Raw genomic sequence first — 25,144 nt, forward strand, 5'->3', positions numbered from 1 at the left:
TTCTCTCAATGGTTGGAAGTGACATGAATAATGAATCTAGCGACTCAAAATACACCCCACGACGCCGTAATTTCAATAGTGGTAAACACATTTCGATCCAATAGGATCACTTTTGTTGATTTCTCGATCACGATGCGCAACACTGTTTGCATCGTATGGTCCCGGGAGATCGAAAATAGCGACCCGAGCGCACGGCACGCGCCAGCCCCGCATCGTAGAAGCAAAAAAATGAACCAGGCGTCTTGAAAAATTGTTCCAGCGCGCAGGTGAAAGCTAGAATCCGGGGTTTGCCGCGCGCCGCATCGGCGCGGCGCGCCCTCACCCCGACGAAGGAACCGAAATGATCGATCAGGCCAACTCCCGCACCGACGACACCGCGGATTCGCAACTCGTGAGTGCGCTTGCGCGTGGCATCCGGATCCTGCAGTGCTTTTCGATGGGGGATGCGGAGCTTTCCGCGCGGGACCTGGTGGAGCGCACTGGCCTGCCGAAGCCCACGGCGCTGCGGCTCATCAATACGCTCGCGGAGTTCGGGCTGCTGCGCTATTCGGAGCGCATCTCGAAGTACGTGCTCGGCACGGAGATGCTGAGCCTCGCCGCGCCCGCGCTCGGCCGCATGACGATCCGGCAGATCGCGCGGCCGATGATGCAGGAGCTCGCCGACTACTGCCACGGCCAGGTCACGCTCGCGGTGGGCTACCGCCTGAACATGGCGTACGCCGAAGTGATCCAGGGCGAAGGCAGCGCCGTGTACCGCTCGGAAACGGGTACGCGGCTTTCGCTCTCGCGCACGGCGTCGGGCCGCGCGTATCTGTGGACAGTGCCCGCCGCAGAGCGCGAGCAGTACTTGCAGGAGACGCTGGCGCGCGACGCGGCCAAGGGCGAACTGCTCGCCCAGCGCCTCGCCCAGGCGCAGCAGGAGTTGCGCGCGCATGGCTGCACGATTTCGCACGGCGACATGCAGCGCGAGATTCATTCGGTGGCGATTCCGCTGTCCGCCCCGATCGACGACGAGTATTGGGTTTTTAGCTGTTCGATTGCAGTTTTCAACATCAGCGGCAACCAGCTGACCGACGACATCGCCCCGCGCCTGATGTCGCTCGTCAGGCGCGTGGAGGCAGCGCTCGGCAGCATGACTGGGGCCGCGCATGACATGGAGACGAGACCGTGGAGCGTGTCCGCGAACTAGCTGTAGCAGCACCCACGAGGGAAGCGCTGCGCTTTCCCGCACTCAACGAAGTCATTACCTACGCCGAGCTGAACGAACGCGCCGAGCGCATCGCACACTGGCTCATCGGCCTCGGCCTGCAACCCGGCGACGGCATCGCGCTGCTGTTCGAGAATCACCCCGCGCTTGCGGTCATCGCCATCGGCGCCGAGCGCGCGGGCCTCTACTACACCCCCATCAGCGTCCAGCTGAAACCGCGCGAGATCGCGCACGTGCTCAAGGACTGCGGCGCGCGTGTGCTAATCGTCTCGCAGGCGATGCACGAACTGGCTGCCGCGCTCGTAGCCGATGGCGCGGCACAAGGCCTCGCCTGCTTCGCCTGCGGCGCGAATGAGCCGCTGCCCGGCTTCGCGTCGCTCGAAGCCGCGCTCGCCGCCACCCACGCAGGCGCGCCCTCGTTGCCACCTCTGCCGCGCGGCCGCGATTTTCTCTATTCGTCGGGCACGACCGGGCTGCCCAAGGGCATACGCAAGCCGCTCGTGCCCTTCGAGGAGCGCGACACCGACGACACCGAAACGGCCTCGTGGAAAAAGACCTTCGGCTTCGACGCCGACTCCGTCTACCTGAGCACCGCGCCGCTCTATCACGCCGCGCCGCTGCGCTACCTGATGCGTGTGCTGCGCATGGGCGGCCGCGCCATCGTGCTGCAGAAGTTCGACGCCGAAGCGGCGCTCGACGCCATCGCACGCTACGGCGTCACGCACAGCCAGTGGGTGCCGACGATGTTCATTCGCCTGCTGAACCTGCCCGAAGCCACACGTGCGCGTTATGACGTGAGCAGCCTGCGCGTGGCGATCCATGCCGCCGCGCCCTGCCCGCCGCACGTCAAGGAGCAGATGATCGCGTGGTTCGGCCCGGTGATCTACGAGTACTACGCCGGCTCCGAGAGCGTGGGGCTCACGGCGCTTGGCTCGCACGAATGGCTCGCCCATCGCGGCTCGGTGGGGCGCTCGAAATACGGGCGGATCCGTATCGTCGATGATGAGGATAACGAATTGCCCGTGGGCGAGATCGGCCGCGTGTTCTTCGAGGGCGGCCCCTCGTTCGAATACCACAACGATCCGGCGAAGACGCGCAGCGTCTATAACCGCCATGGCTGGGCCACGTATGGCGACATCGGCCATGTCGATGCCGAAGGCTACCTGTACCTCAGCGACCGGCGCGTGGACCTCATCATCAGCGGCGGCGTGAACGTGTATCCGCAGGAAATCGAGAACGTGCTCGCCGAGCATCCGGCCGTGGCCGACGCCGCCGTGATCGGCGTGCCGCATCCCGAATTCGGCGAGGCCGTGAAGGCCGTCGTGCAGCCGCGCGAGCGCGACGCGGCGTGCCCGCAGCTCGCCGAGGAACTGATCGCGTTCTGCCGCGCGCGGCTTTCGCACATCAAGGTGCCGCGCTCGGTCGACTTCGAGGAATCGTTGCCGCGCCACGACAACGGCAAGCTGCTGCGGCGCATTCTGAAGGAGCGCTACCGCCAGCCGGCAGTTTGATCCGAAGGACCCATGAACCCGGGAAACGCGTGCGCGCCTTTCGAGGCTGCGCACGCCGCAAGCCAATATCTGGAGACAGCCCTCATGCGTACCGTATTCCGCGACGATCACGAAATCTTCCGCGAGCAGGTTCGACGCTTTGTCGAGCGCGAAATCGAGCCGTTTCATCATCAATGGGAAAAGGAAGGCATCGTGCCCAAGTCGGTCTGGCGGCGCGCGGGCGAGGAAGGCCTGCTCTGCTGCACGATCGCCGAGGAATACGGCGGCGGTGGCGGAGACTTCGGCCACGCGGCCATCATGATTGAAGAGCTCGCACGCGTGAATGCGAGCGGCATCGGCTTTCCGCTGCATTCGGACATCGTCGCGCCTTATATCTTTGCGTACGGCACCGAGGAACAGAAGCGCGAGTGGTTGCCGAAGCTCGCGCGCGGCGAGCATATCGGCGCCATCGCGATGACCGAGCCCGGCACCGGCAGCGACCTCAAGGCCGTGCGGACCGTCGCGCGCCGCAATGGCGACCACTACGTCATCAACGGTCAGAAGACCTTCATCACAAACGGGCAGAATGCGAGCCTCGTGGTCGTGGTCTGCAAGACCGCCCCCGAACTGGGCGGCAAGGGCGTCTCGCTAATCGTGGTCGAGGAAGGCACGCCCGGCTTCAGCAAGGGCCGCAGGCTCGACAAGATCGGCCTGCGCGCGCAGGACACGTCCGAGCTGTTCTTCGAAGATGTGCGCGTGCCCGCCACGCAGCGTCTTGGTGAGGAAAACCAGGGTTTCGCGTACCTGATGCGCGAACTCGCGCAGGAGCGGCTCGTGATCGCGGTGCGCGCCGCCGCCTCGATCGAGGGCATGCTCGAACGCACGATCCGCTACACGCGCGAGCGCAAGGTGTTCGGCCAGGCCATCTTCGACTTCCAGAACGCACGCTTCAAGCTCGCGCATGCGCGCGCGAAGGCCGAGATGGTGCGCACCTATGTCGATCACTGCATCGCCCGGCACTTGCGGCGCGAACTCTCCCCCGTGGACGCCGCCATGGCGAAGCTCAACGCCACCGAATTGCAGAACCAGTTACTCGACGAATTCCTGCAACTGCATGGCGGCTATGGGTACATGTCGGAGTATGTGGTGGGCAGCGCGTGGGTGGATGCGCGCGTGATGCGCATCTACGGCGGCACCGACGAAATCATGAAGGAGATCATCGCCCGTACGCTGTGACGGCGCGGCATTCGGCACGAGCGGAAACCCGCAGGAGAGCGTACATGATCAAACCGCTGGAAGGCGTCACCGTGGTCGAATTCGCGGGGCTCGGCCCCGCGCCGTTCTGCGGCATGCTGCTCGCGCAAATGGGCGCGCGCGTGATCTGCATCGGCCGCGAAGGCGCACCGCCGCCCGCAGGTCCGCTCGCGCGCGGGCGTGAATACATTGCGCTCGACCTCAAGCGCGGCGAGCATGTTGCACGCGCGCTCGACCTGGTCGCGAGCGCCGACGCATTGATCGAGGGCTTGCGCCCCGGCGTGATGGAGCGGCTCGGGCTCGGCCCGCAGGTCTGCCGAGCGCGCCGTGCGCCGCTCGTTTATGGCCGCATGACGGGCTGGGGGCAAAACGGGCCCCTCGCGCACACGGCGGGCCACGACATCAACTACATCGCGATCTCAGGGGCGCTCCATGCGGTGGGGCTCGCGGGCGGCGACCCAGTGGTGCCGCTCAATCTGGTCGGCGACTTTGGCGGCGGCGGCATGCTGCTCGCGTTCGGCGTGGTGGCCGCGATCCTGCGCGCACGCGCCACAGGCGAAGGCTGCGTGGTTGACGCCGCGATGACCGACGGCGCCGCCATGCTCATGAGCATGATGTACGGCTTCTACGCGGCGGGGCATTGGCAGGACGAGCGCGGCGTGAATCTGCTGGACGGCGGCGCGCCGTTCTATCGCACCTATCGTTGCGCGGACAACCGCTGGATCGCCGTGGGCTGCATCGAGCCGCAGTTCTACACGGCGTTCATGAAGGGTATCGGAGCCGAGGATCTGCTCGAGCTACCGCAGCGCGAAAAGGCACACTGGCCGCGCGTGCAGGAACGCATTGCCAGGACAATCGCGACGCGCACGCGTGACGAGTGGGCCGAACGATTCGCGGGCAGCGACGCCTGCGTGACGCCCGTCCTGAGCCTCGGCGAAGCGCCGCTCCATGCTCACAACACGGCGCGCGGCACGTTCGTCGAAGCGGACGGCGCGTGGGCTCCGCAATGCGCGCCGCGCTTCGTGCGATACGCGCAAGCGAGCGGGGAAGTGGACAAAGCCACCTGAGCGAAACCGGCAATGCGCCGCTCAACCCTGCGCCGTCGCCGCTACCTTCTGCACGCTCTCCGCGAGCTTGAGCTGGCCGCTCGCCACGAGCTGACTGAGCGGCGCCGGGCGGCCAAGCAGGAAGCCCTGCACTTCGTCGCAACCTTCGCCGGCGAGCAGCGAAAGCTGTTCCGGCGTCTCGATGCCTTCGGCCAGCACCGGAATGCCGAGGCTCTTGCCGAGCGCGAGCACCGCGCGAATGATGGCGGTCGCTTGCCGGCTCGACTCCGCCTCGCTCACGAACGACTGGTCGAGCTTGATCTTGTCGAACGGGAACGAGCGCAGCGTGTCGAGCGACGAATAGCCGGTGCCGAAGTCGTCGAGCGCGAGGTTCACGCCGATCGCCTTGATCCGTTGCAGCACGTCGAGCGAGCGCCCGCGATCCGCGAAAATGGCCGACTCGGTCAATTCGAGCTCGAGCCGTTCGGGCGCGAGGCCGGTTTCGGTCAGCACGGTCTCCACGAGCTTGGGCAGGTCCGCGTGCGCGAACTGCACCGGCGAGAGATTCACGGCCACCTTGTATGGCGGCGACCACGAGACCGCACGCGTGCAGGCCTCGCGCAGCACCCATGCGCCAATCCCGAGAATGAGGCCGTTCTCCTCGGCGAGCGGAATGAATTGCGCGGGCGAAATGAAGCCAAGGCGCGGATGCTCCCAGCGCAGCAGCGCTTCGTAGCCGCAAATGTCGCCCGTCGAGATCGAGGTCTGCACCTGGTAGTGCACGCTCAACTGCCCGCGCGCAAGCGCCTCGCGCAAATCGTGCGTGAGCGAGCGGCGCGCCCGCGCAATCTCGTCCATCGCCGGCTCGTAGAAGCAAACCGATTGCATGAGGTCCGCCTTCGCGCGGTACATGGCGAGATCGGCGTTGTTGATGAGCACCGTCTTGGTGGTGGCGTCGTCGGGGTAGATCGCAACACCGAGGCTCGCGCCCGAAAGCACTTCGGCGTCGTCGTAGCGGATCGGCCGGAACAGTGCAGTTTCGAGCCGCTCGAGCAGATCGGCAAGCTCGTCGCGCGTGGCGAAGCGGCGCAGCGCCACGAACTCGTCGCCACCCACGCGCGCGATGAACTCGCCCTCGCGCACGAGGCTCGCAAGACGCCGCGCGAGGATGCGCAGCACCTCGTCGCCGGCGTGGTGACCGTGCAAGTCGTTGATTTCCTTGAAGCGGTTCAGGTCGATACCGACGAGCGCGAGCTTGCGCGTATCGTCCGGGCGGGCCAGCTCGGCGTCGATGCGCGCATTGAAGCTCGCGCGATTGGGCAAGCCGGTGAGCATGTCGCTCATCGCCATCGTGCGCAGATGCTCGACCGATTCGGCGCGCACGCTGTCGTCGAGCAGATAGCTCACGCAGCCCGCGCCCGCAATCACGAGCGCCATGCAGGCCACCGCGAGCGCGAGCGCCTGCAATGCGGCCGGATTCGCGAAATGTCCCTCGACCGCCAGCGGTTCGACCTGGAACGCCGTCATGCCGGTGAAATGCAGCGAGGCAATCGCGAGCGCGAGCACGCCAGCGACGACACGAGCACTGGCATTGATATGCGCACGCGCACTGGCCGCGTCGTCTTGCGGGCGGGCGGCGGCCACACCGGCCACATGCAGCGCGAGCGCGCCAATCGCGACCGCGAGCACGAGCGAAACGGCAAGCCAGTTGTGATTCCAGATGACGATGCCTTCGACGCGATAAGCGAGCATGCCGGCGTAATGCATGAGCGCAACGGCCAGCCCGACGATCGCACCGCCTAGTGCGGGTGCTGCACGCGTCACGCGGCTCGTGGCGAACGCGAAGCCCGCGAAGCTGCCCACGAGCGCGATGAGCAGCGAGGCGATTGTCAGCACGGGATCGAAGGCGACGCTCACGCCCGGCTCGAAACCGAGGATCGCGACGAAATGGGTGCACCAGATATCGGCGGCGGCGACGACGGACGCGATGAACGACCAGCCAACACGCTGCAGCGAGCGCGTAGTGAACGCGCGAAGGACGAGCCGGGCGGTGACCCACGAGCCCGCGCCACAAATGATCAACGCGACGAGAACAAGCCACAGGTTGTGCTTGTAGACGATGCAGCCCAGCACGCTCATCACGGGAGGTCTCCTTTTTTTCTTTTCAGCCACGCGCTCGCGCAGGGCGACGCGGCACGATATCACGACAATACGCCGTGCCGTCTGTGCTGGAAAACGCGAAGTCGCCGGCTGCGCCGAAGTCGCGAATGCCAACGCGTGGTGGCGAGCCGGACAGCCTGAGCGAGTGCGCGGGGCCCGGCGCATCTGGCAGCACGAACGACACGTTCGTGAGGTAGAAGTGGTTGGCGGCGGTGAGCTTCAATGCTTTGGCGGCGAGTGGACTTCAGTGCACCTGAATAACCCCGGAAAAAACCAGCCGCGATACTGCCAGCGATGATGCGTCGGCGAGCCCATCGAGGTAACCGGGACCCGCGAACGAGTTTACGGCAGCGAATCGGGAAACTTCAGCGATCCCACTGCCGCACGAGCCATTGCAATCGTTTGCAGTGTTTTGGTCCTATTTTTTTGTCGGTAGGCCGCCTCGTTGTCGCCATTCACTTCCGTGCGCAATCGCGGATATAAACCGTGATATCGGTGGCCGGTACGCTGATGCCAAGGCCGCGCAGCGCCTCGACGATAAAGCCGCGGTGGAACGTGTAGTGATTGATAACGTGCAGGAAGATTTCCCCGCGCGTCATCTCGCCCTCGCCACCGTCGATGAACGGGAAGCGGACCCGTTCATTCGTTTCGGCCTCGCTCACTCGTTCGATCCACGCGAGGTACCACGCGTCGAGATCGCGCTGCCTGGCGCGCAGTTCGTCCAAGGTTGTCGTATCCGGAATGTGGCGCGTGGTGAAGCCATGATCGCGCTGCTCCAGGTGCGCCTTGAAAATGGCGCCCACGGCATAACCGTGGCCCAGCGCGCGAAGCAGCGTGCCGAAGGTCATGTCGCGCGGCTTGACAACCGCTTCCTCGGGCAGTTGCGCGACGACGCCATGCATTACGCTGTTTGCCCATTGGGTATAGCGCGCCAGCATGATCTCGTTTCGTGTACCCATATGCCTCTCCTAGTCGAGTCGATTGATTGTTCCGCATGGAACCGGCGTGCAGCAAACGGCCGCCGGCAGCCACCATGCTAAGTTCGCCGCGTCGGTCCCGCACTCGCGATCAGGTCAATATGACAACATTTCGGGCCATGCCCGCAGCCATTGCGCCGACGAGCATGGTCATGGCGTCGACTCAGTCCACTGCCTTTTCGTTTTCTGGAAGAACGGCGCCCGATCACGGCCGAATCTTCGCGCCATCGAAAGCGCTCCAGCATCCACAGGTTCGCGAAATTACCAATAGCACGAGCGTTCTATTTTAGGTAGGCTACGCAGCTTCTCCTTCCACGATGCGAGACCGTTCCGCCATGTCGTTGATCCTTTCCCGCCGCGATCTCAACTTCCTGCTCCATGAATGGCTCGATGTCGAAAGCCTCACGCGCATTGCGCGCTACGCCGACCATTCGCGCGAGACCTTCGACGCAGCGCTTGACACCTGCGAGAAGATCGCCACCAACCTGTTCGCGCCGCACAACAAGAAGAACGACCAGCACGAACCGCACTTCGATGGCGAGACGGTCACGATCATCCCCGAGGTGAAGATCGCGCTGAAGGCGTTCAGCGAGGCCGGCCTCATGGCCGCGGGCCAGGACTACGAATACGGCGGCATGCAGTTGCCGCTCGTCGTCGAGAAGGCGGCCTTCGCCTGGTTCAAGGGCGCGAACGTGGGGACGAGCGCCTATCCCTTCCTCACCATCGGCAACGCGAATCTGTTGCTCGCGCATGGCAGCGAGGCGCAGATCGACACCTTCGTGCGCCCCGAGCTGGAAGGCCGCTATTTCGGCACGATGTGCCTTTCCGAGCCGCAGGCGGGGTCATCGCTTTCGGACGTCGCCACGCGCGCCGACTTCGAACGCGACTCGCCGCTCGGCGCGCAATATCGCCTGCGCGGCAACAAGATGTGGATCTCGGGCGGCGAGCACGAGCTCTCCGAAAACATCGTGCACCTCGTGCTCGCCAAGATTCCCGGCGAGGAAGGCAAGCTCATTGCGGGCGTGAAGGGTATCTCGCTCTTCATCGTGCCGAAGTACCTCGTGAACGAGGACGGCTCGCGCGGCGAGCACAACGACGTCGTGCTCGCGGGCCTCAACCACAAGATGGGGTATCGCGGCACGACGAACTGCCTGCTGAACTTCGGCGAAGGCACGAAATACACGCCGGGCGGCCGCGCGGGCGCGGTCGGCTATCTCGTGGGCGAGCCGCATCACGGGCTCGCTTACATGTTCCACATGATGAACGAAGCGCGTATCGGCGTGGGGCTCGGCGCGACGATGTTGGGCTATACCGGCTATCTGCACGCGCTCGACTACGCACGCAATCGCCCGCAGGGGCGCCCCGTGGGCGCGGCGGGCAAGGATCCCACGTCGGCCCAGGTCAAGCTCGTCGAACACGCCGACGTGCGCCGCATGCTGCTCGCGCAAAAGAGCTATGTGGAAGGCGCGCTCGCGCTGAACCTCTGGTGCGCGAAGCTCGTGGACGAAACGCACGCCGCAGAAGGCGCCGCGCGCGAGCCGCTCGCGCTGCTGCTCGATCTGCTCACGCCGATCGCGAAGAGCTGGCCCTCGCAATGGTGTCTCGCCGCCAACGATCTCGCCATTCAGGTGCACGGCGGCTACGGCTACACGCGCGAGTACAACGTCGAGCAGTTCTATCGCGACAACCGTCTCAATCCGATTCACGAAGGCACGCACGGCATTCAGGGGCTCGACCTGCTCGGCCGCAAGGTCGTGATCAAGGACGGCGCGGCGCTCCGGATTTTCGTGGAGCGCGTGCAAGCCACGCTCGAGCGCGCACGTTCGTCGGCCGCATCCGACGATGCCACCCACGCACGCGCGCTCGAAGCCGCGCTGCGGCGGCTCACGGAGGTCACCCGGCAGCTTTGGGCCGCGGGCGACCCGGCGGTGACGCTCGCCAATGCTTCGGTGTACCTGGAAGCGTTCGGCCATGTGGTCATGGCGTGGGTGTGGCTCGAACAGTCGCTCGTGGCGCGCGCCGCGCTCGCCGGGGCGAGCGGCGAGGAGGCTGACTTCTATCGCGGCAAGCTCGCGGCGGCCGCTTATTTCTTTGCATGGGAACTGCCGAAGACGGGCGCGCAATTCGACCTGCTCGCCTCGCTCGATCGCACCACGCTCGACATGCAGGACGCCTGGTTCTGAGGCGAAGCCCAGGCACCCAAAAAAGAAGCGCCCCAAAGACAGGACCAGGGGTCCGCCCTTGGGGCGCTGCCCGATGCCGCGCTGCGCATCGGGCCCATTCACGCGCACGCGATCGTCAGTTCGCCTGCTGCTCGAAACGCCTCAACAACTCGTTGCCCCGCGCGTTGGCGGAGTCGAGCGCCTGCTGCGGCGTCTTGCTGCCCGTCCACACCTGTTCGAGCTCTTCGTCCACGACCGTGCGGATCTGCGGCATGTTGCCAAGGCGCAGACCTTTGGTCCACGGCAGCGGCGGCTTGTTGAGCATCTGCTTCGTTGCCGTGTCCGCTCCCGGGTGTGACTCGTAGAAGCCCTGCTGCCGCGTGAGTTCGTAGGCGGCCGTCGTCACGGGCAGATAGCCGGTGTCCTGATGCCATTTCGCCGCGACGGCCGGCGAACTCAGGTACGCGAGGAACTTCGCCACGCCCTTGTAGACCTCGGGATTCTTGCCCGCCAGCACCCACAGGCTCGCCCCGCCAATGATGGCGTTCTGCGGCGCGCCCTTCACGCTCGGGTCGTACGGCATCATGCCGGTGCCGAATTTGAACTTCGCATACTGCTGCACGTTCGCGAGCGCGCCCGATGAGCCCATCATGATCCCGCAGTCGCCGCTGTAGAACTTGGCGTTGGCTTCGTCCTTGCGGCCCACGTAGGTGAACGTGCCCTGCTTCGCCATGTTCTGCAGGAAGGCGATGTGCGCGACCTGCAGCGGCTTGTTGATTTCGAGCTCGGCGTCGAGGCCGTCGAAGCCGTTGTTGCGCGTCGCGATCGGCGCACCGTGCCACGCGCTGTAGTTCTCGATCTGGATCCAGCCTTGCCAGCCCGTCGTGAAGCCGCAGCTCATACCCGAAGCCTTGAGCTTCGCGGCAGCGGCGGCGACTTCGGGCCACGTTTTCGGCGGCGCATCGGGAAGGCCGGCCTTCTTGAAGGCGTCGCGATTGTAGTAGAGCACCGGCGTCGAGCTGTTGAACGGCATCGAGACCAGGTGGCCCGTTTTCGCGTCGCTGTAATAGCTGGCGATGGTCGGCACGAAGCCCTTTTCGTCGAGCGGCACGCCCGCGTTCTTCATCACGTCGTAGACGGGCAGCACGGCCTTCTTCGCGTTCATCATCGTGGCGGTGCCGACCTCGTACACCTGCAGGATCGCGGGCGCGTCGCCGCTGCGATACGCCGCGATGCCGGCGGCCAGCGTCTGGTCGTAGGTGCCCTTGAACACGGGCACGATCTTGTATTCGCTCTGTGAAGCATTGAACTGCTGCGCGATCTCGTTCACGCGATCGCCGAGTTTGGACTCCATCGCATGCCAGAACTGGATTTCGGTGGCGGCGTGCGCGGCCTGCGCGCCGCCCGCGAGCAGCAAGGCGGCGATCAGCGTGCGCAAGCCGCCGCGCGAACCTGCGCGTTGTATCTCTTGCTTTTTCATCTGGGTCTTTTCCGTTTATTTGTTGTGACAAACAGCAAAAAAAATCACGTGAGATCAATAACTTGCTCGATTTTCACGCGGGGAGAGCTGCGGGCGGAGCGCGATTCAGGCGTCCATATGAATCAGGTATTTTGCAATGGACCCGGAACAGCATAGCGCATAGATATGACCAAACGGAACGGCAGCGGCCAGGGCAGCGCTGCGTCTGGCCGCTTGCTATCGTGCCTCGTGGAGGGCCGTGGTTCTCGCAATGAGTTCGGCGAACAACGCCCAAGGCCACAAGTGGCCAGGCAGCACGTGCGCGCGATAGAACGCCCGGACGTGGCTGATTCTGGTTGTCTTGCACGACGATTCCACAGGCCGCCGGCGATGGGGCGCACAGGAAATGCATAGCGTCATCCGCGCGCTCGAGCGGGTCGTTCGCCAGCATGAGCCGTTTCCCGCGACCGTGATGGATCGCCACTGGACCGTTCTGATGACCAACGACGCAGCGCCGCGCTTCTTCGACTGTTTCATCGACATGGCTGTGCGCACTGGCCCGCGCAACATGCTGCAGCTGATCTTCGATCCACAGGCGATGCGTCCATTCGTGGCCAATTGGGATACTGTCTCGCGAAGCCTCCGTCTGGAATGCATGTTCCCCGCCGACGACGAAACCGAAGCACGCCACCGGCAATTGCTCGCCGCGCATTCAAAAGGTCACGGAGCTGGGGGCTAAGGTTACCTTGCGCCGTCGGTCGGACCGGCTAGCCGATTCGCGGTCCTTCGGGCGCCGGGCCATCCTGCGAAAACCGCCATTCAACGGGGTGGCGGTCGAGTGGCAGAGAAGGGTTGGCTACGGAAGTCCGGGCTTCGGGTGCGGCAGGATGTCGGGCCCCCGGCCTCCTGCTTCCGATCTCGGCTGTGGATTCAACCGGTCGATGCACCCCACTGCCCTCGGCTACGAGGCGACCTGCCCGACTTGTCGGACGGTTGCGCCGACTGCGTGTCACAGGCCGAGCTTTCGTTCGCTCATCCACTTCACGATCGCTGGATCGCGATGCGAAAAGAAACTGCTTTTACCGGTCTCCAGCGTTGCGACGGCCTGCATGTCTGCCTCGGTCAATTCGAAGTCGAAGACAGCCAGGTTTTCCAGCATGCGCTCCTTGCGCACGGTCTTCGCGAGAGCGACGATGCCGCGTTGAACCAGCCATCGAAGCACGACCTGTCCAACCGTTTTGCCGTAGCGCTGAGCAATGGCCACCAGGTGCTCGTTCTGAAAGAGGTTGTTTCGTCCTTCGGCAAATGGCGCCCAAGCCTCCGGCTGCACGCCAAGCTCACGCATGAAATCGACGCTTTCAGCCTGCTGGTGGAAGGGATTGACCTCGATCTGGTTGACGGCTGGCTTCACTTCGTTGAACGCCGTGATGTCCATGAGCCGGTCCGGCTGAAAGTTGCTCAGCCCGATCGCACGCAGCTTGCCAGCGCGATGCGCCTCCTCCATCGCTCGCCACGCCCCATGAACGTCGGAGAACGGCTGATGAATGAGGAACAGGTCGAGGTAATCCAGATCGAGTCGCTTCAGCGATTTGTCAATGGCCACGCGAGCGCGTTCGTAACCCGCATCTTCAACCCACAGCTTGCTGGTGACGAAAAGCTGGTCACGCGGTACTCCGCTACGTTTGAGGCCTCGTCCAACCGCCTCCTCGTTCTTGTACGACGCAGCCGTGTCGATCAGGCGATAGCCCGCCTGCACCGCGTCCACGACACAGCGCTCGCATTCTGCCTCGTCGGCGATCTGGAAGACGCCGTACCCGACGATCGGCATCTTCATTCCATTGTTCAGGGTCACGTCTTGCATGATCGATCCTTGGTGGTGAGTATCGATGGCGGTATGAGATCTACTGGAGTTGCGCCGCATCGATGACAAGGGCAATTGCCAGATGCCCGTCAGTTTACGCACCTCAATTTCAACTGAATAGTTGAATTCACTTTGCACCAGTATCAACTTTGGGTTGATACTGGCTAGTCTGTGCAACGGTTCCCTCAGCGCTTGAACAGAAGAGTTCACCATGCCCACCAATGACTTCAAGGCCATCGCGACATTTGCGAAAGCCGTGGAACTCGGCAGCATCCGAAAGTCTGCGCTGGCCCAAGGCGTCACGCCTCAAGCGGCCAGTCAGGCGATTGCGCAACTGGAACAGCATCTTGGAGTGCGCCTGTTACACCGGACGACGCGCAGTCTCGCCCTCACCGAGGAAGGCCAACGGTTCCTGGAGAACACGCAGCCCGCCTTGGCGATGCTGGACAGAGCGCTAGCCTTGGCGCGAGAGTCCAAGGATGAGATTGCGGGCCCGCTGCGGATCGTTGGGCCGAAATCGTCGTTCGCCGCCATCCTCATGCCGCTGCTCGACGAATTCTGCAGACAGCACCCCGGTATCCAGCCGGACGTCCAGCTCGATGACGGTATTGGCAACTGGGTGCTGGATCGCGTCGATGTCGGCTTTCGGATCGGCGCGTCGCCCAGCGAAGGCGTAATCGGTCGACAACTCTTTCCGATCCAGATGATTGTGTGCGCGGCGCCCAGCTACCTGAAAGCGTACGGCACGCCATCGACACTCGATGAGTTGGCGGCGCATCGCTGCAGCGTGTTCCGCCATTCGGCCACCGGCAAAGTGGCGCCCTGGTACTTGACCGTGGATGGCAAGCTCGAACATCGGCAGATGTCCCCGGCGTTCGCGACGAACGACGCGGAACTGGAGCTGCAAGCCGTGCTCGCGGGGCAAGTCATGGGTCAGCTGGCGAGTTTCTCCGCAGCACCCCACATCCGCGCAGGACGACTGGAGCCAGTTCTCCTGAAGCATATGAGCGCGCACATTGGTCTGCACGTGTACTACGGGAGCCGAGCTGCTCAGCCGAGGCGTGTACGAGCGTTCCTCGACCTCGCCGTCTCGCGCCTCCATAACTGCAGCGACTATGTGCTTGCTGACAAAGAGCTTACTCAGTTCGAGGCGCGTTCGCGGCGGTCCAGCCGCGTTCGCTAGGGTCCCTGGTTTATCAAGAACGAATTCTGCGCGCTCGAATCGAACGGCCGCAATCGACTGTGAAGCCCGTGAATAGCCAGACCGAAAGCCGTTTCCGTTTCCGTTGCCACCACAACGGCTTCGGGATGGCAGACTCAGACAATCTATTGATTAGTATTCCTTTTAAAAAATATGGATCTCGACACTTCGATTCGCATGCATGCACCTTGAACGACAGCCGCCCCGCGAGTTTGCATTTTCCAATGCGAATGTTTCGCTACGTCTGGCGCCTGCCGCGCCGAAAAATGTATGACGCCGCACATAGTTTAACGCTCCCCACTCGACCGTTGACATCGATTCCGAATATGATGGCTGCGCAACGCAGCACGTCTATTTGCCGGCGGAATGTGCACGAGGCCGGCGACCGTATTCCTCGGATAAACGAAACATGCCGTGCATGCCACCACGCACGCATGGCATTTTCATCGAGCCGTACCTGAACTCATTGACCACCATTGACCTGCCGGAAGAGATCCCGGCAACAGGAGGAAAGTGACATGTTCGGCAAGTTAATCGAAGTCGCGAGACAAGTCCGGCGCAACGAAGGCTTCAAGAACACCTTCAGTTCGCTCGCGCGCCTTTCCCTGCATGCGCGGCAGCGTCTCAACGGTGACTACTTCGCCATCGAAATCCGCGCAAACTCCGGTTTTTTCTCCGTGATGCAGATCGTTCTATTTGTCCTGCTCTATTGTGACGAAAAGCATCTGACGCCACTCATTTCCGCACGACGCGGCAGTTATGGCGATGCACAAGGCAAGATCGACTGGCTCGCCGAATGCTTTGATAACGTCGCGCCGTTCAACGTGCCGGCCGCGAGCCGGCGATTGCGAACGTCATTCGTACGCGATCTCGGTCAACTGGGCTTCCGCCGCTACGAATCGGGGCTCACGCTCGAACGCGCGAGTGCGCTGTTCCTGTCGAATTATCGGCCGAGCGCGTCGATTCGCGCGGAAGTCGATGGCGTACGCCAACGGCTCGGCATCGGCGCATCGACACTGGGCGTCCATTTTCGCGGCACCGACAAGAAGTTAGAGGCCCATACTATTGAATGGGACGAGTTTTGCCGCATGGTCGAGAGGACGCTTGCCGATGAACCCCAGCTGACAAGCATCTTCGTGTCCAGTGACGAGCAGCCGTTCCTCGATTTTTTCGCGAACTGGGGCTTTGCCGTGCCAGTCCGCGTCGCGCCCGCCACGCTGCTCGCGACAGGCGAGAAGCCCGTGCACTTCAGCGGACATCCGGGGCTCGCCATCGGCCGCGAAGCGCTTGTCGCGTGCCTGCTGCTCGCTAGCTGCGGGTATTTGATGAAGACACCTTCGTATCTCTCGGCGTGGTCGAAGATCTTCAATCCGTCTCTGCCGGTGAAACTCGCGGTGCCGCCGCGCCAAAACGCCTTCTGGTTTCCCGACAGCCAGATCTGGGCCGAGCAGCAAAAGCGTGCCGGCGACATGGCGAGCCCGGACATGCAAGCCCCGCAATCCGGCACGCCGTTTGCCGAAACCCGGTCAACTGCGTGAATGAGTTCGGCCCCGCTCGAAGCGAGCGGAAAGCCGTCTGCGGCCATCTACCTGCGATCGTCAACGCCGAACTGGGCCACCGGGCGTTCGTCGAAATCGTCAGAGCTTTGCCGGTAGCCGCCCTTGGACTTGCGCGCGGACCGGGTGATATGCTCGAAATCGAATACTGGAGCGCGAGCGCAACGAAGAAACCCCGGAAGAGCCGCGCCGGCACTTGCGGCACTCACCGGATGCGCTCGCAAGTATTCGAGAGGTTTTTGAACCCTGAGCCGTTCGCGCAGCGGGTGGCATCCACCTGAATAACCATGAACATCGATTCCGCGGTCGTTAAAGCATTCGCACCCACCGGCGCGCTGCGCGCCTCCATCAATCTCGGCAATCCGATTCTCGCCAATCGCGATCCGTCGTCTGGCGAACCGTGCGGCGTATCCGTCGATCTGGCTCGCGCTTTCGCGGAGCATCTCGGCGTGCCGCTCGAACTCGTGGTGTTCGATGCGGCTGCCAAGTCGGTCGAGGCAGTGAGCGACGAACGCGCGGATTTCGGCTTTTTCGCCATCGATCCGAAGCGTGGCGAAACCATCGCGTTTACGTCGCCCTATATTTTGATCGAAGGCTTCTATCTCGTACGTGACGAATCGCCCGTGCGCACCAACGCCGATGTGGATCAGCCGCATAACCGCGTGGCGGTAGGCAAAGGCAGCGCCTATGATCTCTTTCTCACGCGCGAACTGAAGCAGGCTCAGATCGTGCGCGCGCCGACTTCGCCGACCGTCGTCCAGACGTTTCTCGATCAAGGACTCGAGGTTGCCGCGGGCGTGAAGCAGCAACTCGAAGGGGACGCCGCAAAGATCGGCGGATTGCGCCTCCTCGACGAACGCTTCATGGTCATCCGGCAGGCAATGGGCGTGGCGAAAAGCCGGGGCGAAAAGGCTGCGGCAACGTTGCGCGATTTCGTCGAGGAAATGAAGCGAAGCGGCTTCGTTGCCGAAGCACTCGAGCGTCACCGCATCATGGGTGCTTCTGTCGCGCCGATCGAATGATTAGCGTGACGCTCAGAGAGGCCCCGAAGATACCAAAGCGGCCGGGCGTTCCAATCAGATCTAACGGCGATCCGGCCGGCAAGCGCTCGCTTGCCGGGTGGTTCCACGCCATCGAAGCGATTGTCCACTCATCGCTTCGCTTACCCCGGCTTCAATCCTGCGAAGATGCGCCGGCCCACACCGGAGGACGGCGACCAGACCACGGCAGCACCGCTTCGAGCTGCGCGGCGATCCGGAAGAGCACGTCTTCGCGCCCGAAGCCGGCGCCGAATTGCGCGCCAATGGGCAAGCCGGTTTCGTGATCCATCGAAAGCGGCACCGACATAGACGGCAAGCCCGTGACGTTCGCGAGCGCCGTGAACGGCGTCTGGTCGAGCACATGCGCGATCCAGCCGCGCCCATCCACCGATGTCTCCACGCGGTTGTATTCGCCGATGCGCGGTGCGAGTTCGGGCAGCGTCGGCGAGAGCACGACGTCGTACCGCTGGTAAAGATGGCCCGTGGCGCGCGTGACGGCATTGCGCGTCTGCAATGCGGCAAGCAGGTCCGTACCGCTCACGCGGCGTCCATACTCGTACACGGCATAGGTGGCCGGTTCGAGCACGTCCGCGGATACGGCGCGGCCCGTTGCGGCGGCCAGTGTGTCGAGCCGCGCCGTCGCGTTGGTCGTCCAGATTTGCGCGTTTGCATGCACGAACGCCTCCCAGCTCACGCCGAGGTCCGGGGCGATTTCCTCGACCTCGTGGCCTAGCGATTCCAGTTCGCGCGCGACCGTGAGCGTGGCCGCCTTGATCGCCGCGTGGGTCTGCGCGCCATTGGCCGGATTCAGCATGAGGCCGATCCGCAGCTTGCCGGGGCTGCGCTGCAATTCGGAAAGGTAACGTTCGGCGGGCGGCGCAATGTAGTAAGGCTCGCCCACACCGCCGCCCTGGATCGCATCGAGCAATGCGGCGCTGTCACGCACACTGCGGCTCACGCCCATGTGCGTGCCCAAGCCGTTCCAGACCTCGTCCACGGCCGGGCCGTTCGAGACGCGGCCGCGCGTCGGCTTCAGCCCGAATAGCCCATTGAACGATGCGGGCACGCGAATGGACCCGCCGCCGTCGGTCGCATGGGCCACGGGGACGATGCCAGCCGCAACGGCCGCGCCGGCGCCGCCGCTCGAACCGCCCACGCCACGTTCGAGGTCCCATGGGTTGCGCGTGGGGCCGCACATGCGGCCTTCGGTGGTCGTGCTCACCGCGAGCTCGGGCAGCGTCGTGCGGCCGAACGTAACAAGTCCCGCCTCACGAAAGCGCACCATCAGGTTCGAATCCGCGACAGCCGGCAGCCCGTCGGCAAAGCGGCTGCCCATTGCGCAGCAACGGCCCTTCATCGTCACGCCCAGGTCCTTGAGCAGGAACGGCACGCCCGCGAGCGGACGCAGCGCGGGGCTGCCCGCCGCATCGCTCGCGTGAGTGGTTTGCGCCTCCGGCTCCCACGTCTCGACAATCGCATTGATCTTCGGATTGACCGCTTCGAGCGCGCGTTGCGCGGCCGCAGCGACTTCCGCCGCGCTGACCTCGCCGTCCGCAATCAGCTGGCTCAATCCCATACCGTCGAACGATGCGTATTCCGCTAACTTCATGAACAACTCCGGATAAATGGTGACTGTGTCGTCTTACGCCGTCACACCGTGGTCTCGCCGGCCAATGCCGGCACGGCGGCCGCCTTCGGCGCGAGCGCCAGTGAAAGCATCAACAGCGCCGAGAGTAACAACATGGCCGCCATGACGAGAAAGCCGACGTGCACATTGCCCGTTGCCGTCTTGGCCCAGCCGATGATGGCCGGTCCCCAGAAGCCGCCCGACAAGCCGATCGTGTTGATGAGCGCGGTGGCGCCGGCGCTCGCGTCGCCCTTGATGTAGTCGGTCGGCACGGCCCAGAACACGACGTTGGCCATCCACGTCGCCGCCGTGACCACCGTGAATACGAGCGTGGCCGCGATCAGGCTGCCGCCCGTAAAGCCCCACGCGCACAACGCGAGAAATGCGATGAACACCGGCACGGCGATGTGATAGCGGCGCTCGCCGCGCCGGTCCGAACTGCGGCCGCCAAAGTAGATGGCCAGCGCGCCCGCGACGGACGGAATGGCCGCATACCAGCCAACTTGCGCTGGGTTGCTCGCGCCCGCGAGCTTCAGGACGGTCGGGAGCCAGAAGCCCGCGGCATAGATCGGCGCGATGATGAACAGATAAGCCAGCGCCAGCGCATAGACTTTCGGATCCTTCAGCACGGCCCGAAACGAGCCGTGCTGCCCCTTGACGGGCCCAACTTGCGCCGCGATCAGCCGACGCTCGTCGTCGTTGAGCCACTTCGCCGTATCGGGGCCGTTCGGCAGCAGGAAGAACGCGACGACGCCGAGCAGCACGCACGGCGCGCCTTCGAGCACGAACATCCACTGCCAGCCGGACAGATGGCCGACGCCCGAGAACCCCGTCATGAGCCAGCCCGCGAGAGGACCACCGAAGATGCCGCTGATGGGCCCGGCGAGCCAGACGATCGAAATGGCGCCGGCCGCGCGCGACGGACCATACCAGCGGGAGAGATAGAACAGGACGCCCGGCGCGAAACCCGCTTCGAACACGCCCAGCAGAAAGCGCACGGCGTAGAACGTCGGCACGCTGTGCACGAACATCATGCAGGCCGAGGTGATGCCCCACAGCACCATGATCCGGCTGAAGGTCGCCCGCGCGCCGACTTTGGGAAGCAGCAGATTGCTGGGCAGTTCGAACAGCACATAGCCCACGAAGAAGATGCCGGCACCCACGCCGTAGACTGCGTCGGAGAACTGCAGATCGCTCTGCATCTGCAACTTGGCGAATCCGACGTTGATGCGGTCGAGATACGCAAACACGAAGCCGATCAGCAGAATCGGCAGCAAACGCCAGTTGAGCTTGCGATAGAGCGCCGCTGCCGCCGCGCTCTCGTCTCCTGATGTATTAGTTTTTGCCAGCAAGATAGCCTCGCTTACGTCAGTGTCGGTCGGGACCTGCATCGCGTGGCGAATGCGTGTCCCCGGGCTGCGCGAATCGTGCGGCCCGGCGTACGCCACGCTGTGCGTAGCCACCGGTTCGCATCGACCGTGATTGCTGCCGCGTTACAGCTCCATGGCTGCTGCGGCCAGCACGGCGTCGCACAGGATCTGTGCGCCCGCGGCCAGGTCTTCGTCGTCGGTGTGCTCTAGCTCGTTGTGGCTAATGCCCTTCTCGCTCGGCACGAAGATCATCGCGGTCGGCGTGCGCTCGGCCATGTACTTGGCGTCGTGCGTCGCCCCCGAGACCATGCTCATGTAGCCGAACCCGCGATGCTCGGCCGCATTGCGAACGGCCGCGACGAGGCGCGTGTCGAACTGCACCGGCGACGAGCGCAGCATCACCTTCGCGCAAACGGTGCACGCTTCGATTTCGCCCGCGCACAGCTCAAGAATGCGCTCCCCCGTGCGCAGCAGATGCTCGGGGTCCGGGTGGCGCAGATCGATGCTGAAAGTGACCTTGCCAGGCACGATGTGCGGCGAACCGGGCGCGACTTCGAAGCGGCCCACCGTGAAGCGCAGCACGTCGGCCGGGTCGGCCACTTCCGCACGCAGCTTCGCGATGAGCGCGCTCGCCGCGACCAGCGCGTCCTTGCGATGGCGCGACGGTGTGGTGCCGGCGTGCGCCTCGAAGCCGCGTACTTCGACCTGATACAGATGCAACCCCTGGATCGCGCTCACCACGCCGATATCGCGCGCTTCCTGCTCGAGCACCGGGCCCTGTTCGATATGCGCCTCGATATAGGCGTGACCGGTCGCGCCCAATGGACGGCTTTCCAACGGCGCGAGCTGCGCGACCTGCTGCGCCAGTGCCTCGCTCACGCTTGTGCCCCTGGCGTCGTTCGTCGCCAGCGCGCGTTCGAGCGACACGGCGCCCGCCGCGACGGCGGATCCCATCGTGACCGGCCCGAAACGCGAACCTTCCTCGTTCATCCAGACGACGAGTTCGATCGGACGCTCGGTCACGACGTTGTAGTCGTCGAGCGTTTCGAGCACTTCGAGGACCGCCAGTACGCCGTACACGCCGTCGTACTTGCCGCCAGTGGGCTGCGAGTCAAGGTGCGAGCCCGTCATGACGGGGCTCAGGTCGGCGCGCGATCCCGCGCGGCGGATGAAGAGATTGCCGATCGGGTCGATCGCGGCCGTGTAGCCGCGCGCCCTTGCCCACTGCAGGAGCAGGCGGCGCCCCTCCGTGTCCTCGGGCGTAAGGGCTTGACGATTGACGCCGCCGTTGGCGGTTGCTCCGATACGGGCCATTTCACAATGACGCTCCGAAAGTCGGGAGCCGTTGATGAGCGGGGTGGCCGCAACTAGTGATTGATGCATTTCCATTGTGACGGTGTGACTGCGACGCCAGAGTTGTCCTGATGGCGAATCTACCCAGCCTATATTTCCTTGTCAAGTTACTTGACTAGCAGGAATCTAACTTGCCTTTTCTGGACGGAGGGCGCAACCTTGCGTCACGCGCTGCGCTCGCGTAGTGGCGAGGTGGCTGGCCGGCCGGGGCATGTGACCCATTCCGTGAGCGCCCCCTGAGTTGCCCCCTGAGTTGCCCCCTGAGTTGCTTCCTGAGCGGACGCAGCCGCGCGCCTAGCGTTTACACTCGCGAACGGGGCATCAGGTCGAAGAGTCATGGTGAGGGGCAGGCGCGTTGCGGGCAGCCCGGTATATTTTTGAAAGAATGAAAATGGATAACGAAATCGCTGTTGGAGCGCGCCTCAAACATGCACGACTGAATTTCAGGCTGAGCTTGCGGCAACTGGCCGACAAGGTTGGCTGCACCGAAAGCTATCTGTCTAAGGTCGAGAACAACAAGGTCCGGCCATCGCTGCCGATGCTGCACAAGATTGCCGTCACACTGGGCATCAGCGTCGCGAAGCTGTTCGTCGAAGAGGACCACACGCAGGGCCCCGTGACGATTCTGCGCGAGGGCGAGCGCGCGGTGCTGCGCACGGACCACCGCCGCGCGGGCGATGCGGTGTCGCTTGAGACGCTGCTCCCGAGCCATCTCGCAACGCTGCTCGAAGCCAATATCCATCACGTGCCCGCGGGCGCGTCATCGCAAGGGTTTCTCGAGCATCAGGGCGAGGAAATGGGCTTCGTACTGGAGGGGGAACTGGAACTGACCGTGGGCGAGCAGACCGTGCGCGTCGGCCCCGGTGATTCGTTCTTCTTTCTCTCGCACATCGCACACGCCTACCGCAACATCGGCAGCACCGATGCGCGCGTGCTCTGGGTCAACACCCCGCAGAGCTTCTGAAGGTACGGGTGGCGCGACGCTGCCCTGGTGGTCCCCAATAGCGGTTTAGCGTTCCTCTGAACGTGGAACTTGCTTCATTGCGCCGACAGGCGAATTGAAGGCACGTCCACCGCGATTCAACACATGCAGGCAGCCCATCGTAGTCGACACCTCACGATGTGACCAGGAGCGCCTGCGCCGTCCGGATGTCGTATCCCGATTCCGATTCCTTTTCCGATAGATCCCTTGCACGCGAATGGCGAGAGGTGGGCGACATCACCCGGCCGCCTGGTCAGCCTGGCGCTCGCGCGGCGCGCTAGATCGCGCGTTGGAAAGTCCGTCCGCCGAAACAGACGTCTACAAAATCATCCCGCCAGCGAGTCGTCGCTCCAGCTATCCGTGCTTGTCCCGCTCCAGAAGCCGAAAGCGCGTTTCACATTGCGGGATTTACATCAAATTTCCGCAGCACCCTTTTTCCCGCCACTTGAAAACATGTTTTGCATCGCAAAAATCGCCACGCATCTCATTGAAAAATAAGCATAAATTAAGTCTTATGTCTTATATAAGACATAGTGCGAAACGGCGCTACCATTGAGTCATGCAGTTCGCTTCGACATACGTAGCGGCACGCTCAACTACTCACCCAACGCGCTTTGCTCTTAGGAGATACACATGGCTCAATATCAAGACGACATCAAGGCAGTTGCTGCTTTGAAGGAGAACCACGGCAGCGCCTGGAATGCCATCAACCCCGAGTACGCCGCGCGCATGCGTGCGCAGAACAAGTTCAAGACGGGCCTCGACATCGCCAGGTACACCGCCCGGATCATGCGCGCCGACATGGCCGCCTACGATACCGACCCGTCGAAGTACACCCAGTCGCTCGGTTGCTGGCACGGCTTCATCGGCCAGCAGAAGATGATCTCCATCAAGAAGCACTTCAACAGCACCGAGCGCCGCTACCTTTACCTCTCCGGCTGGATGGTCGCTGCGCTGCGCTCCGAGTTCGGACCGCTGCCGGACCAGTCGATGCACGAAAAGACCTCGGTCAGCGCGCTGATCCGCGAGCTGTACACCTTCCTGCGCCAGGCCGACGCCCGTGAGCTGGGCGGCCTGTTCCGCGAACTGGACGCCGCCGTTGGTCCTGCCAAGGCCGCCATCCAGGCAAAAATCGACAACCACGTCACCCACGTCGTGCCTATCATCGCCGACATCGACGCGGGTTTCGGCAACGCCGAAGCCACCTATCTGCTGGCCAAGCAGTTCATCGAAGCGGGTGCATGCTGCATCCAGATCGAAAACCAGGTGTCCGACGAAAAGCAGTGCGGCCACCAGGATGGCAAGGTCACCGTGCCTCACGAGGACTTCCTCGCCAAGATCCGCGCCATCCGCTACGCCTTCCTCGAACTGGGCGTGGACGACGGCATCATCGTGGCCCGTACCGACTCGCTGGGCGCCGGCCTGACCAAGCAGATCGCCGTGACCAACACGCCGGGCGACCTGGGCGACCAATACAATTCGTTCCTCGATTGCGACGAAATCGCAGCAGACGCGCTGGGCAATGGCGACGTCGTCATCAAGCGCGACGGCAAGCTGCTGCGTCCCAAGCGCCTGCCGAGCAACCTGTTCCAGTTCCGCGCCGGTACGGGCGAAGCGCGCTGCGTGCTCGATTGCATCACCGCGCTGCAAAATGGCGCCGACCTGCTGTGGATCGAAACCGAAAAGCCGCATATCGGCCAGATCGGCGGTATGGTCAGCGAGATCCGCAAGGTCATCCCGAACGCCAAACTCGTGTACAACAACAGCCCGTCGTTCAACTGGACCCTGAACTTCCGCCAGCAGGCGTATGACGCGATGAAGGCCGAAGGCAAGGATGTGTCTGCATACGAGCGCGCCCAGCTGATGAGCGCGGAATACGATCAGACCGAACTGGCGAAGCTCGCCGACGAAAAGATCCGCACCTTCCAGGCCGACGCGTCGCGCGAAGCCGGTATCTTCCACCACCTGATCACGCTGCCGACGTACCACACCGCCGCACTGTCGACCGACAACCTGGCCAAGGAATACTTCGGCGACCAGGGCATGCTGGGTTATGTGGCTGGCGTGCAGCGCAAGGAAATCCGTCAGGGCATTGCCTGCGTCAAGCACCAGAACATGTCCGGCTCGGACATCGGCGACGACCACAAGGAGTATTTCAGCGGCGAAGCAGCCCTGAAAGCGGCGGGTAAAGACAACACCATGAACCAGTTCTGATACCCGTAGTACCGCAAGCAAAACGCCAACCCATACGGGTTGGCGTTTTTTTTATCCGGCGAGGTGGCTCGCGGAGTTCTCATCGAACATGGCGCGAGTATGTGTCCGCTCGATTGGCGCCGAGTTGGATGACATGCCGCGTTTCAACGGACCGCTGTGCATAAAGTTCCAGGATGCACGATGTA

The 25,144-nt window shown here is 63.6% G+C and carries 19 protein-coding genes; 12 read left to right on the forward strand and 7 right to left on the reverse strand.

Annotated elements, in window-relative coordinates; genetic code table 11:
* The first annotated feature begins 340 nt into the window (after positions 1 to 340).
* The 4 genes from VMJ11_RS16290 (at position 341) to VMJ11_RS16305 (ending at position 5,018) form a co-directional block, all read left to right on the forward strand.
* Positions 341 to 1,189, forward strand: a complete 849-nt coding sequence (locus VMJ11_RS16290) for an IclR family transcriptional regulator (protein WP_325620419.1) — start codon at positions 341 to 343, stop codon at positions 1,187 to 1,189.
* A complete protein-coding gene (locus tag VMJ11_RS16295; RefSeq protein WP_325620420.1) occupies positions 1,168 to 2,718 on the forward strand; it encodes an AMP-binding protein in 1,551 nt (516 codons plus the stop codon). The genes VMJ11_RS16290 and VMJ11_RS16295 overlap by 22 nt, the downstream gene beginning before the upstream one ends.
* A gap of 84 nt (positions 2,719 to 2,802) precedes the next feature.
* Complete coding sequence (locus VMJ11_RS16300; protein WP_325620421.1) at positions 2,803 to 3,933, forward strand: acyl-CoA dehydrogenase family protein; 1,131 nt, start codon at positions 2,803 to 2,805, stop codon at positions 3,931 to 3,933.
* A 44-nt stretch (positions 3,934 to 3,977) separates the two neighbouring features.
* The gene (locus VMJ11_RS16305) at positions 3,978 to 5,018 is read left to right on the forward strand and encodes a CaiB/BaiF CoA-transferase family protein (protein ID WP_325620422.1); all 1,041 of its coding nucleotides are present in this window, start codon (positions 3,978 to 3,980) and stop codon (positions 5,016 to 5,018) included.
* Between the two features lie 21 nt (positions 5,019 to 5,039).
* On the opposite strand, the gene VMJ11_RS16310 is transcribed toward VMJ11_RS16305, so the two are convergent.
* Entirely contained in the window at positions 5,040 to 7,136 is a 2,097-nt protein-coding gene (locus tag VMJ11_RS16310) for a putative bifunctional diguanylate cyclase/phosphodiesterase (protein WP_325620479.1), read from the reverse strand.
* Between the two features lie 476 nt (positions 7,137 to 7,612).
* Complete coding sequence (locus VMJ11_RS16315; RefSeq protein WP_325620423.1) at positions 7,613 to 8,116, reverse strand: DinB family protein; 504 nt, start codon at positions 8,114 to 8,116, stop codon at positions 7,613 to 7,615.
* 353 nt (positions 8,117 to 8,469) lie between these two features.
* Here VMJ11_RS16315 and VMJ11_RS16320 point away from each other — a divergent pair, with 353 nt between their 5' ends.
* The gene (locus VMJ11_RS16320; protein ID WP_325620424.1) at positions 8,470 to 10,317 is read left to right on the forward strand and encodes an acyl-CoA dehydrogenase; all 1,848 of its coding nucleotides are present in this window, start codon (positions 8,470 to 8,472) and stop codon (positions 10,315 to 10,317) included.
* Between the two features lie 115 nt (positions 10,318 to 10,432).
* Here the strand turns inward: VMJ11_RS16320 and ugpB are convergent, their stop codons facing one another.
* Positions 10,433 to 11,776 carry a sn-glycerol-3-phosphate ABC transporter substrate-binding protein UgpB gene (ugpB, locus tag VMJ11_RS16325; protein WP_325620425.1) on the reverse strand — a complete coding sequence of 448 codons (1,344 nt, stop codon included), beginning with the start codon at positions 11,774 to 11,776 and terminating at the stop codon, positions 10,433 to 10,435.
* A 385-nt stretch (positions 11,777 to 12,161) separates the two neighbouring features.
* On the opposite strand from ugpB, the gene VMJ11_RS16330 reads away from it, so the two are divergent.
* Positions 12,162 to 12,494: a hypothetical protein gene (locus tag VMJ11_RS16330; protein ID WP_414694408.1), complete on the forward strand. Its 333-nt coding sequence runs from the start codon at positions 12,162 to 12,164 to the stop codon at positions 12,492 to 12,494.
* Positions 12,495 to 12,764: 270 nt separating this feature from the next.
* Here VMJ11_RS16330 and VMJ11_RS16335 read toward each other — a convergent pair whose 3' ends face one another.
* Positions 12,765 to 13,616 carry an aldo/keto reductase gene (locus VMJ11_RS16335; protein WP_325620426.1) on the reverse strand — a complete coding sequence of 284 codons (852 nt, stop codon included), beginning with the start codon at positions 13,614 to 13,616 and terminating at the stop codon, positions 12,765 to 12,767.
* Positions 13,617 to 13,827: 211 nt separating this feature from the next.
* Between VMJ11_RS16335 and VMJ11_RS16340 the strand changes: the two genes are divergently transcribed.
* From VMJ11_RS16340 to VMJ11_RS16355, 4 genes are all read left to right on the forward strand, one after another.
* On the forward strand, positions 13,828 to 14,799 hold the full coding sequence (locus tag VMJ11_RS16340; protein ID WP_325620427.1) for a LysR family transcriptional regulator: 972 nt from the start codon (positions 13,828 to 13,830) through the stop codon (positions 14,797 to 14,799).
* Between the two features lie 536 nt (positions 14,800 to 15,335).
* Positions 15,336 to 16,355 (forward strand): hypothetical protein, encoded by a 1,020-nt coding sequence (locus VMJ11_RS16345; protein ID WP_325620428.1) that lies wholly within the window; start codon positions 15,336 to 15,338, stop codon positions 16,353 to 16,355.
* Positions 16,352 to 16,654, forward strand: a complete 303-nt coding sequence (locus VMJ11_RS16350) for a hypothetical protein (RefSeq protein WP_325620429.1) — start codon at positions 16,352 to 16,354, stop codon at positions 16,652 to 16,654. The genes VMJ11_RS16345 and VMJ11_RS16350 overlap by 4 nt, the downstream gene beginning before the upstream one ends.
* A 6-nt stretch (positions 16,655 to 16,660) precedes the next feature.
* On the forward strand, positions 16,661 to 17,395 hold the full coding sequence (locus tag VMJ11_RS16355; RefSeq protein WP_325620430.1) for an ABC transporter substrate-binding protein: 735 nt from the start codon (positions 16,661 to 16,663) through the stop codon (positions 17,393 to 17,395).
* A 151-nt stretch (positions 17,396 to 17,546) separates the two neighbouring features.
* Here the strand turns inward: VMJ11_RS16355 and VMJ11_RS16360 are convergent, their stop codons facing one another.
* The 3 genes from VMJ11_RS16360 to VMJ11_RS16370 form a co-directional block, all read right to left on the reverse strand.
* On the reverse strand, positions 17,547 to 19,022 hold the full coding sequence (locus VMJ11_RS16360; protein WP_325620431.1) for an amidase: 1,476 nt from the start codon (positions 19,020 to 19,022) through the stop codon (positions 17,547 to 17,549).
* Between the two features lie 41 nt (positions 19,023 to 19,063).
* On the reverse strand, positions 19,064 to 20,392 hold the full coding sequence (locus VMJ11_RS16365; protein ID WP_414694409.1) for an MFS transporter: 1,329 nt from the start codon (positions 20,390 to 20,392) through the stop codon (positions 19,064 to 19,066).
* 141 nt (positions 20,393 to 20,533) lie between these two features.
* Positions 20,534 to 21,799, reverse strand: a complete 1,266-nt coding sequence (locus tag VMJ11_RS16370; RefSeq protein ID WP_325620432.1) for a M20 family metallo-hydrolase — start codon at positions 21,797 to 21,799, stop codon at positions 20,534 to 20,536.
* A 355-nt stretch (positions 21,800 to 22,154) separates the two neighbouring features.
* Between VMJ11_RS16370 and VMJ11_RS16375 the strand changes: the two genes are divergently transcribed.
* The gene (locus VMJ11_RS16375) at positions 22,155 to 22,727 is read left to right on the forward strand and encodes a cupin domain-containing protein (protein ID WP_325620433.1); all 573 of its coding nucleotides are present in this window, start codon (positions 22,155 to 22,157) and stop codon (positions 22,725 to 22,727) included.
* Positions 22,728 to 23,378: 651 nt separating this feature from the next.
* On the forward strand, positions 23,379 to 24,959 hold the full coding sequence (locus tag VMJ11_RS16380; protein ID WP_325620434.1) for an isocitrate lyase: 1,581 nt from the start codon (positions 23,379 to 23,381) through the stop codon (positions 24,957 to 24,959).
* Positions 24,960 to 25,144 lie beyond the last annotated feature (185 nt).

It is taken from the genome of Paraburkholderia sp. (genome assembly GCF_035501035.1).
GTDB lineage: Bacteria > Pseudomonadota > Gammaproteobacteria > Burkholderiales > Burkholderiaceae > Paraburkholderia.

Coding starts and splice junctions, on each gene's coding strand:
- VMJ11_RS16290 (WP_325620419.1), top strand. CDS start 341: ATGATCGATCAGGCCAACTCCCGCACCGACGACACCGCGGATTCGCAA.
- VMJ11_RS16300 (WP_325620421.1), top strand. CDS start 2,803: ATGCGTACCGTATTCCGCGACGATCACGAAATCTTCCGCGAGCAGGTT.
- VMJ11_RS16305 (WP_325620422.1), top strand. CDS start 3,978: ATGATCAAACCGCTGGAAGGCGTCACCGTGGTCGAATTCGCGGGGCTC.
- VMJ11_RS16310 (WP_325620479.1), bottom strand. CDS start 7,136: ATGAGCGTGCTGGGCTGCATCGTCTACAAGCACAACCTGTGGCTTGTT.
- VMJ11_RS16315 (WP_325620423.1), bottom strand. CDS start 8,116: ATGGGTACACGAAACGAGATCATGCTGGCGCGCTATACCCAATGGGCA.
- VMJ11_RS16320 (WP_325620424.1), top strand. CDS start 8,470: ATGTCGTTGATCCTTTCCCGCCGCGATCTCAACTTCCTGCTCCATGAA.
- ugpB (WP_325620425.1), bottom strand. CDS start 11,776: ATGAAAAAGCAAGAGATACAACGCGCAGGTTCGCGCGGCGGCTTGCGC.
- VMJ11_RS16330 (WP_414694408.1), top strand. CDS start 12,162: ATGCATAGCGTCATCCGCGCGCTCGAGCGGGTCGTTCGCCAGCATGAG.
- VMJ11_RS16335 (WP_325620426.1), bottom strand. CDS start 13,616: ATGCAAGACGTGACCCTGAACAATGGAATGAAGATGCCGATCGTCGGG.
- VMJ11_RS16340 (WP_325620427.1), top strand. CDS start 13,828: ATGCCCACCAATGACTTCAAGGCCATCGCGACATTTGCGAAAGCCGTG.
- VMJ11_RS16345 (WP_325620428.1), top strand. CDS start 15,336: ATGTTCGGCAAGTTAATCGAAGTCGCGAGACAAGTCCGGCGCAACGAA.
- VMJ11_RS16355 (WP_325620430.1), top strand. CDS start 16,661: ATGAACATCGATTCCGCGGTCGTTAAAGCATTCGCACCCACCGGCGCG.
- VMJ11_RS16360 (WP_325620431.1), bottom strand. CDS start 19,022: ATGAAGTTAGCGGAATACGCATCGTTCGACGGTATGGGATTGAGCCAG.
- VMJ11_RS16370 (WP_325620432.1), bottom strand. CDS start 21,799: ATGGAAATGCATCAATCACTAGTTGCGGCCACCCCGCTCATCAACGGC.
- VMJ11_RS16375 (WP_325620433.1), top strand. CDS start 22,155: ATGGATAACGAAATCGCTGTTGGAGCGCGCCTCAAACATGCACGACTG.
- VMJ11_RS16380 (WP_325620434.1), top strand. CDS start 23,379: ATGGCTCAATATCAAGACGACATCAAGGCAGTTGCTGCTTTGAAGGAG.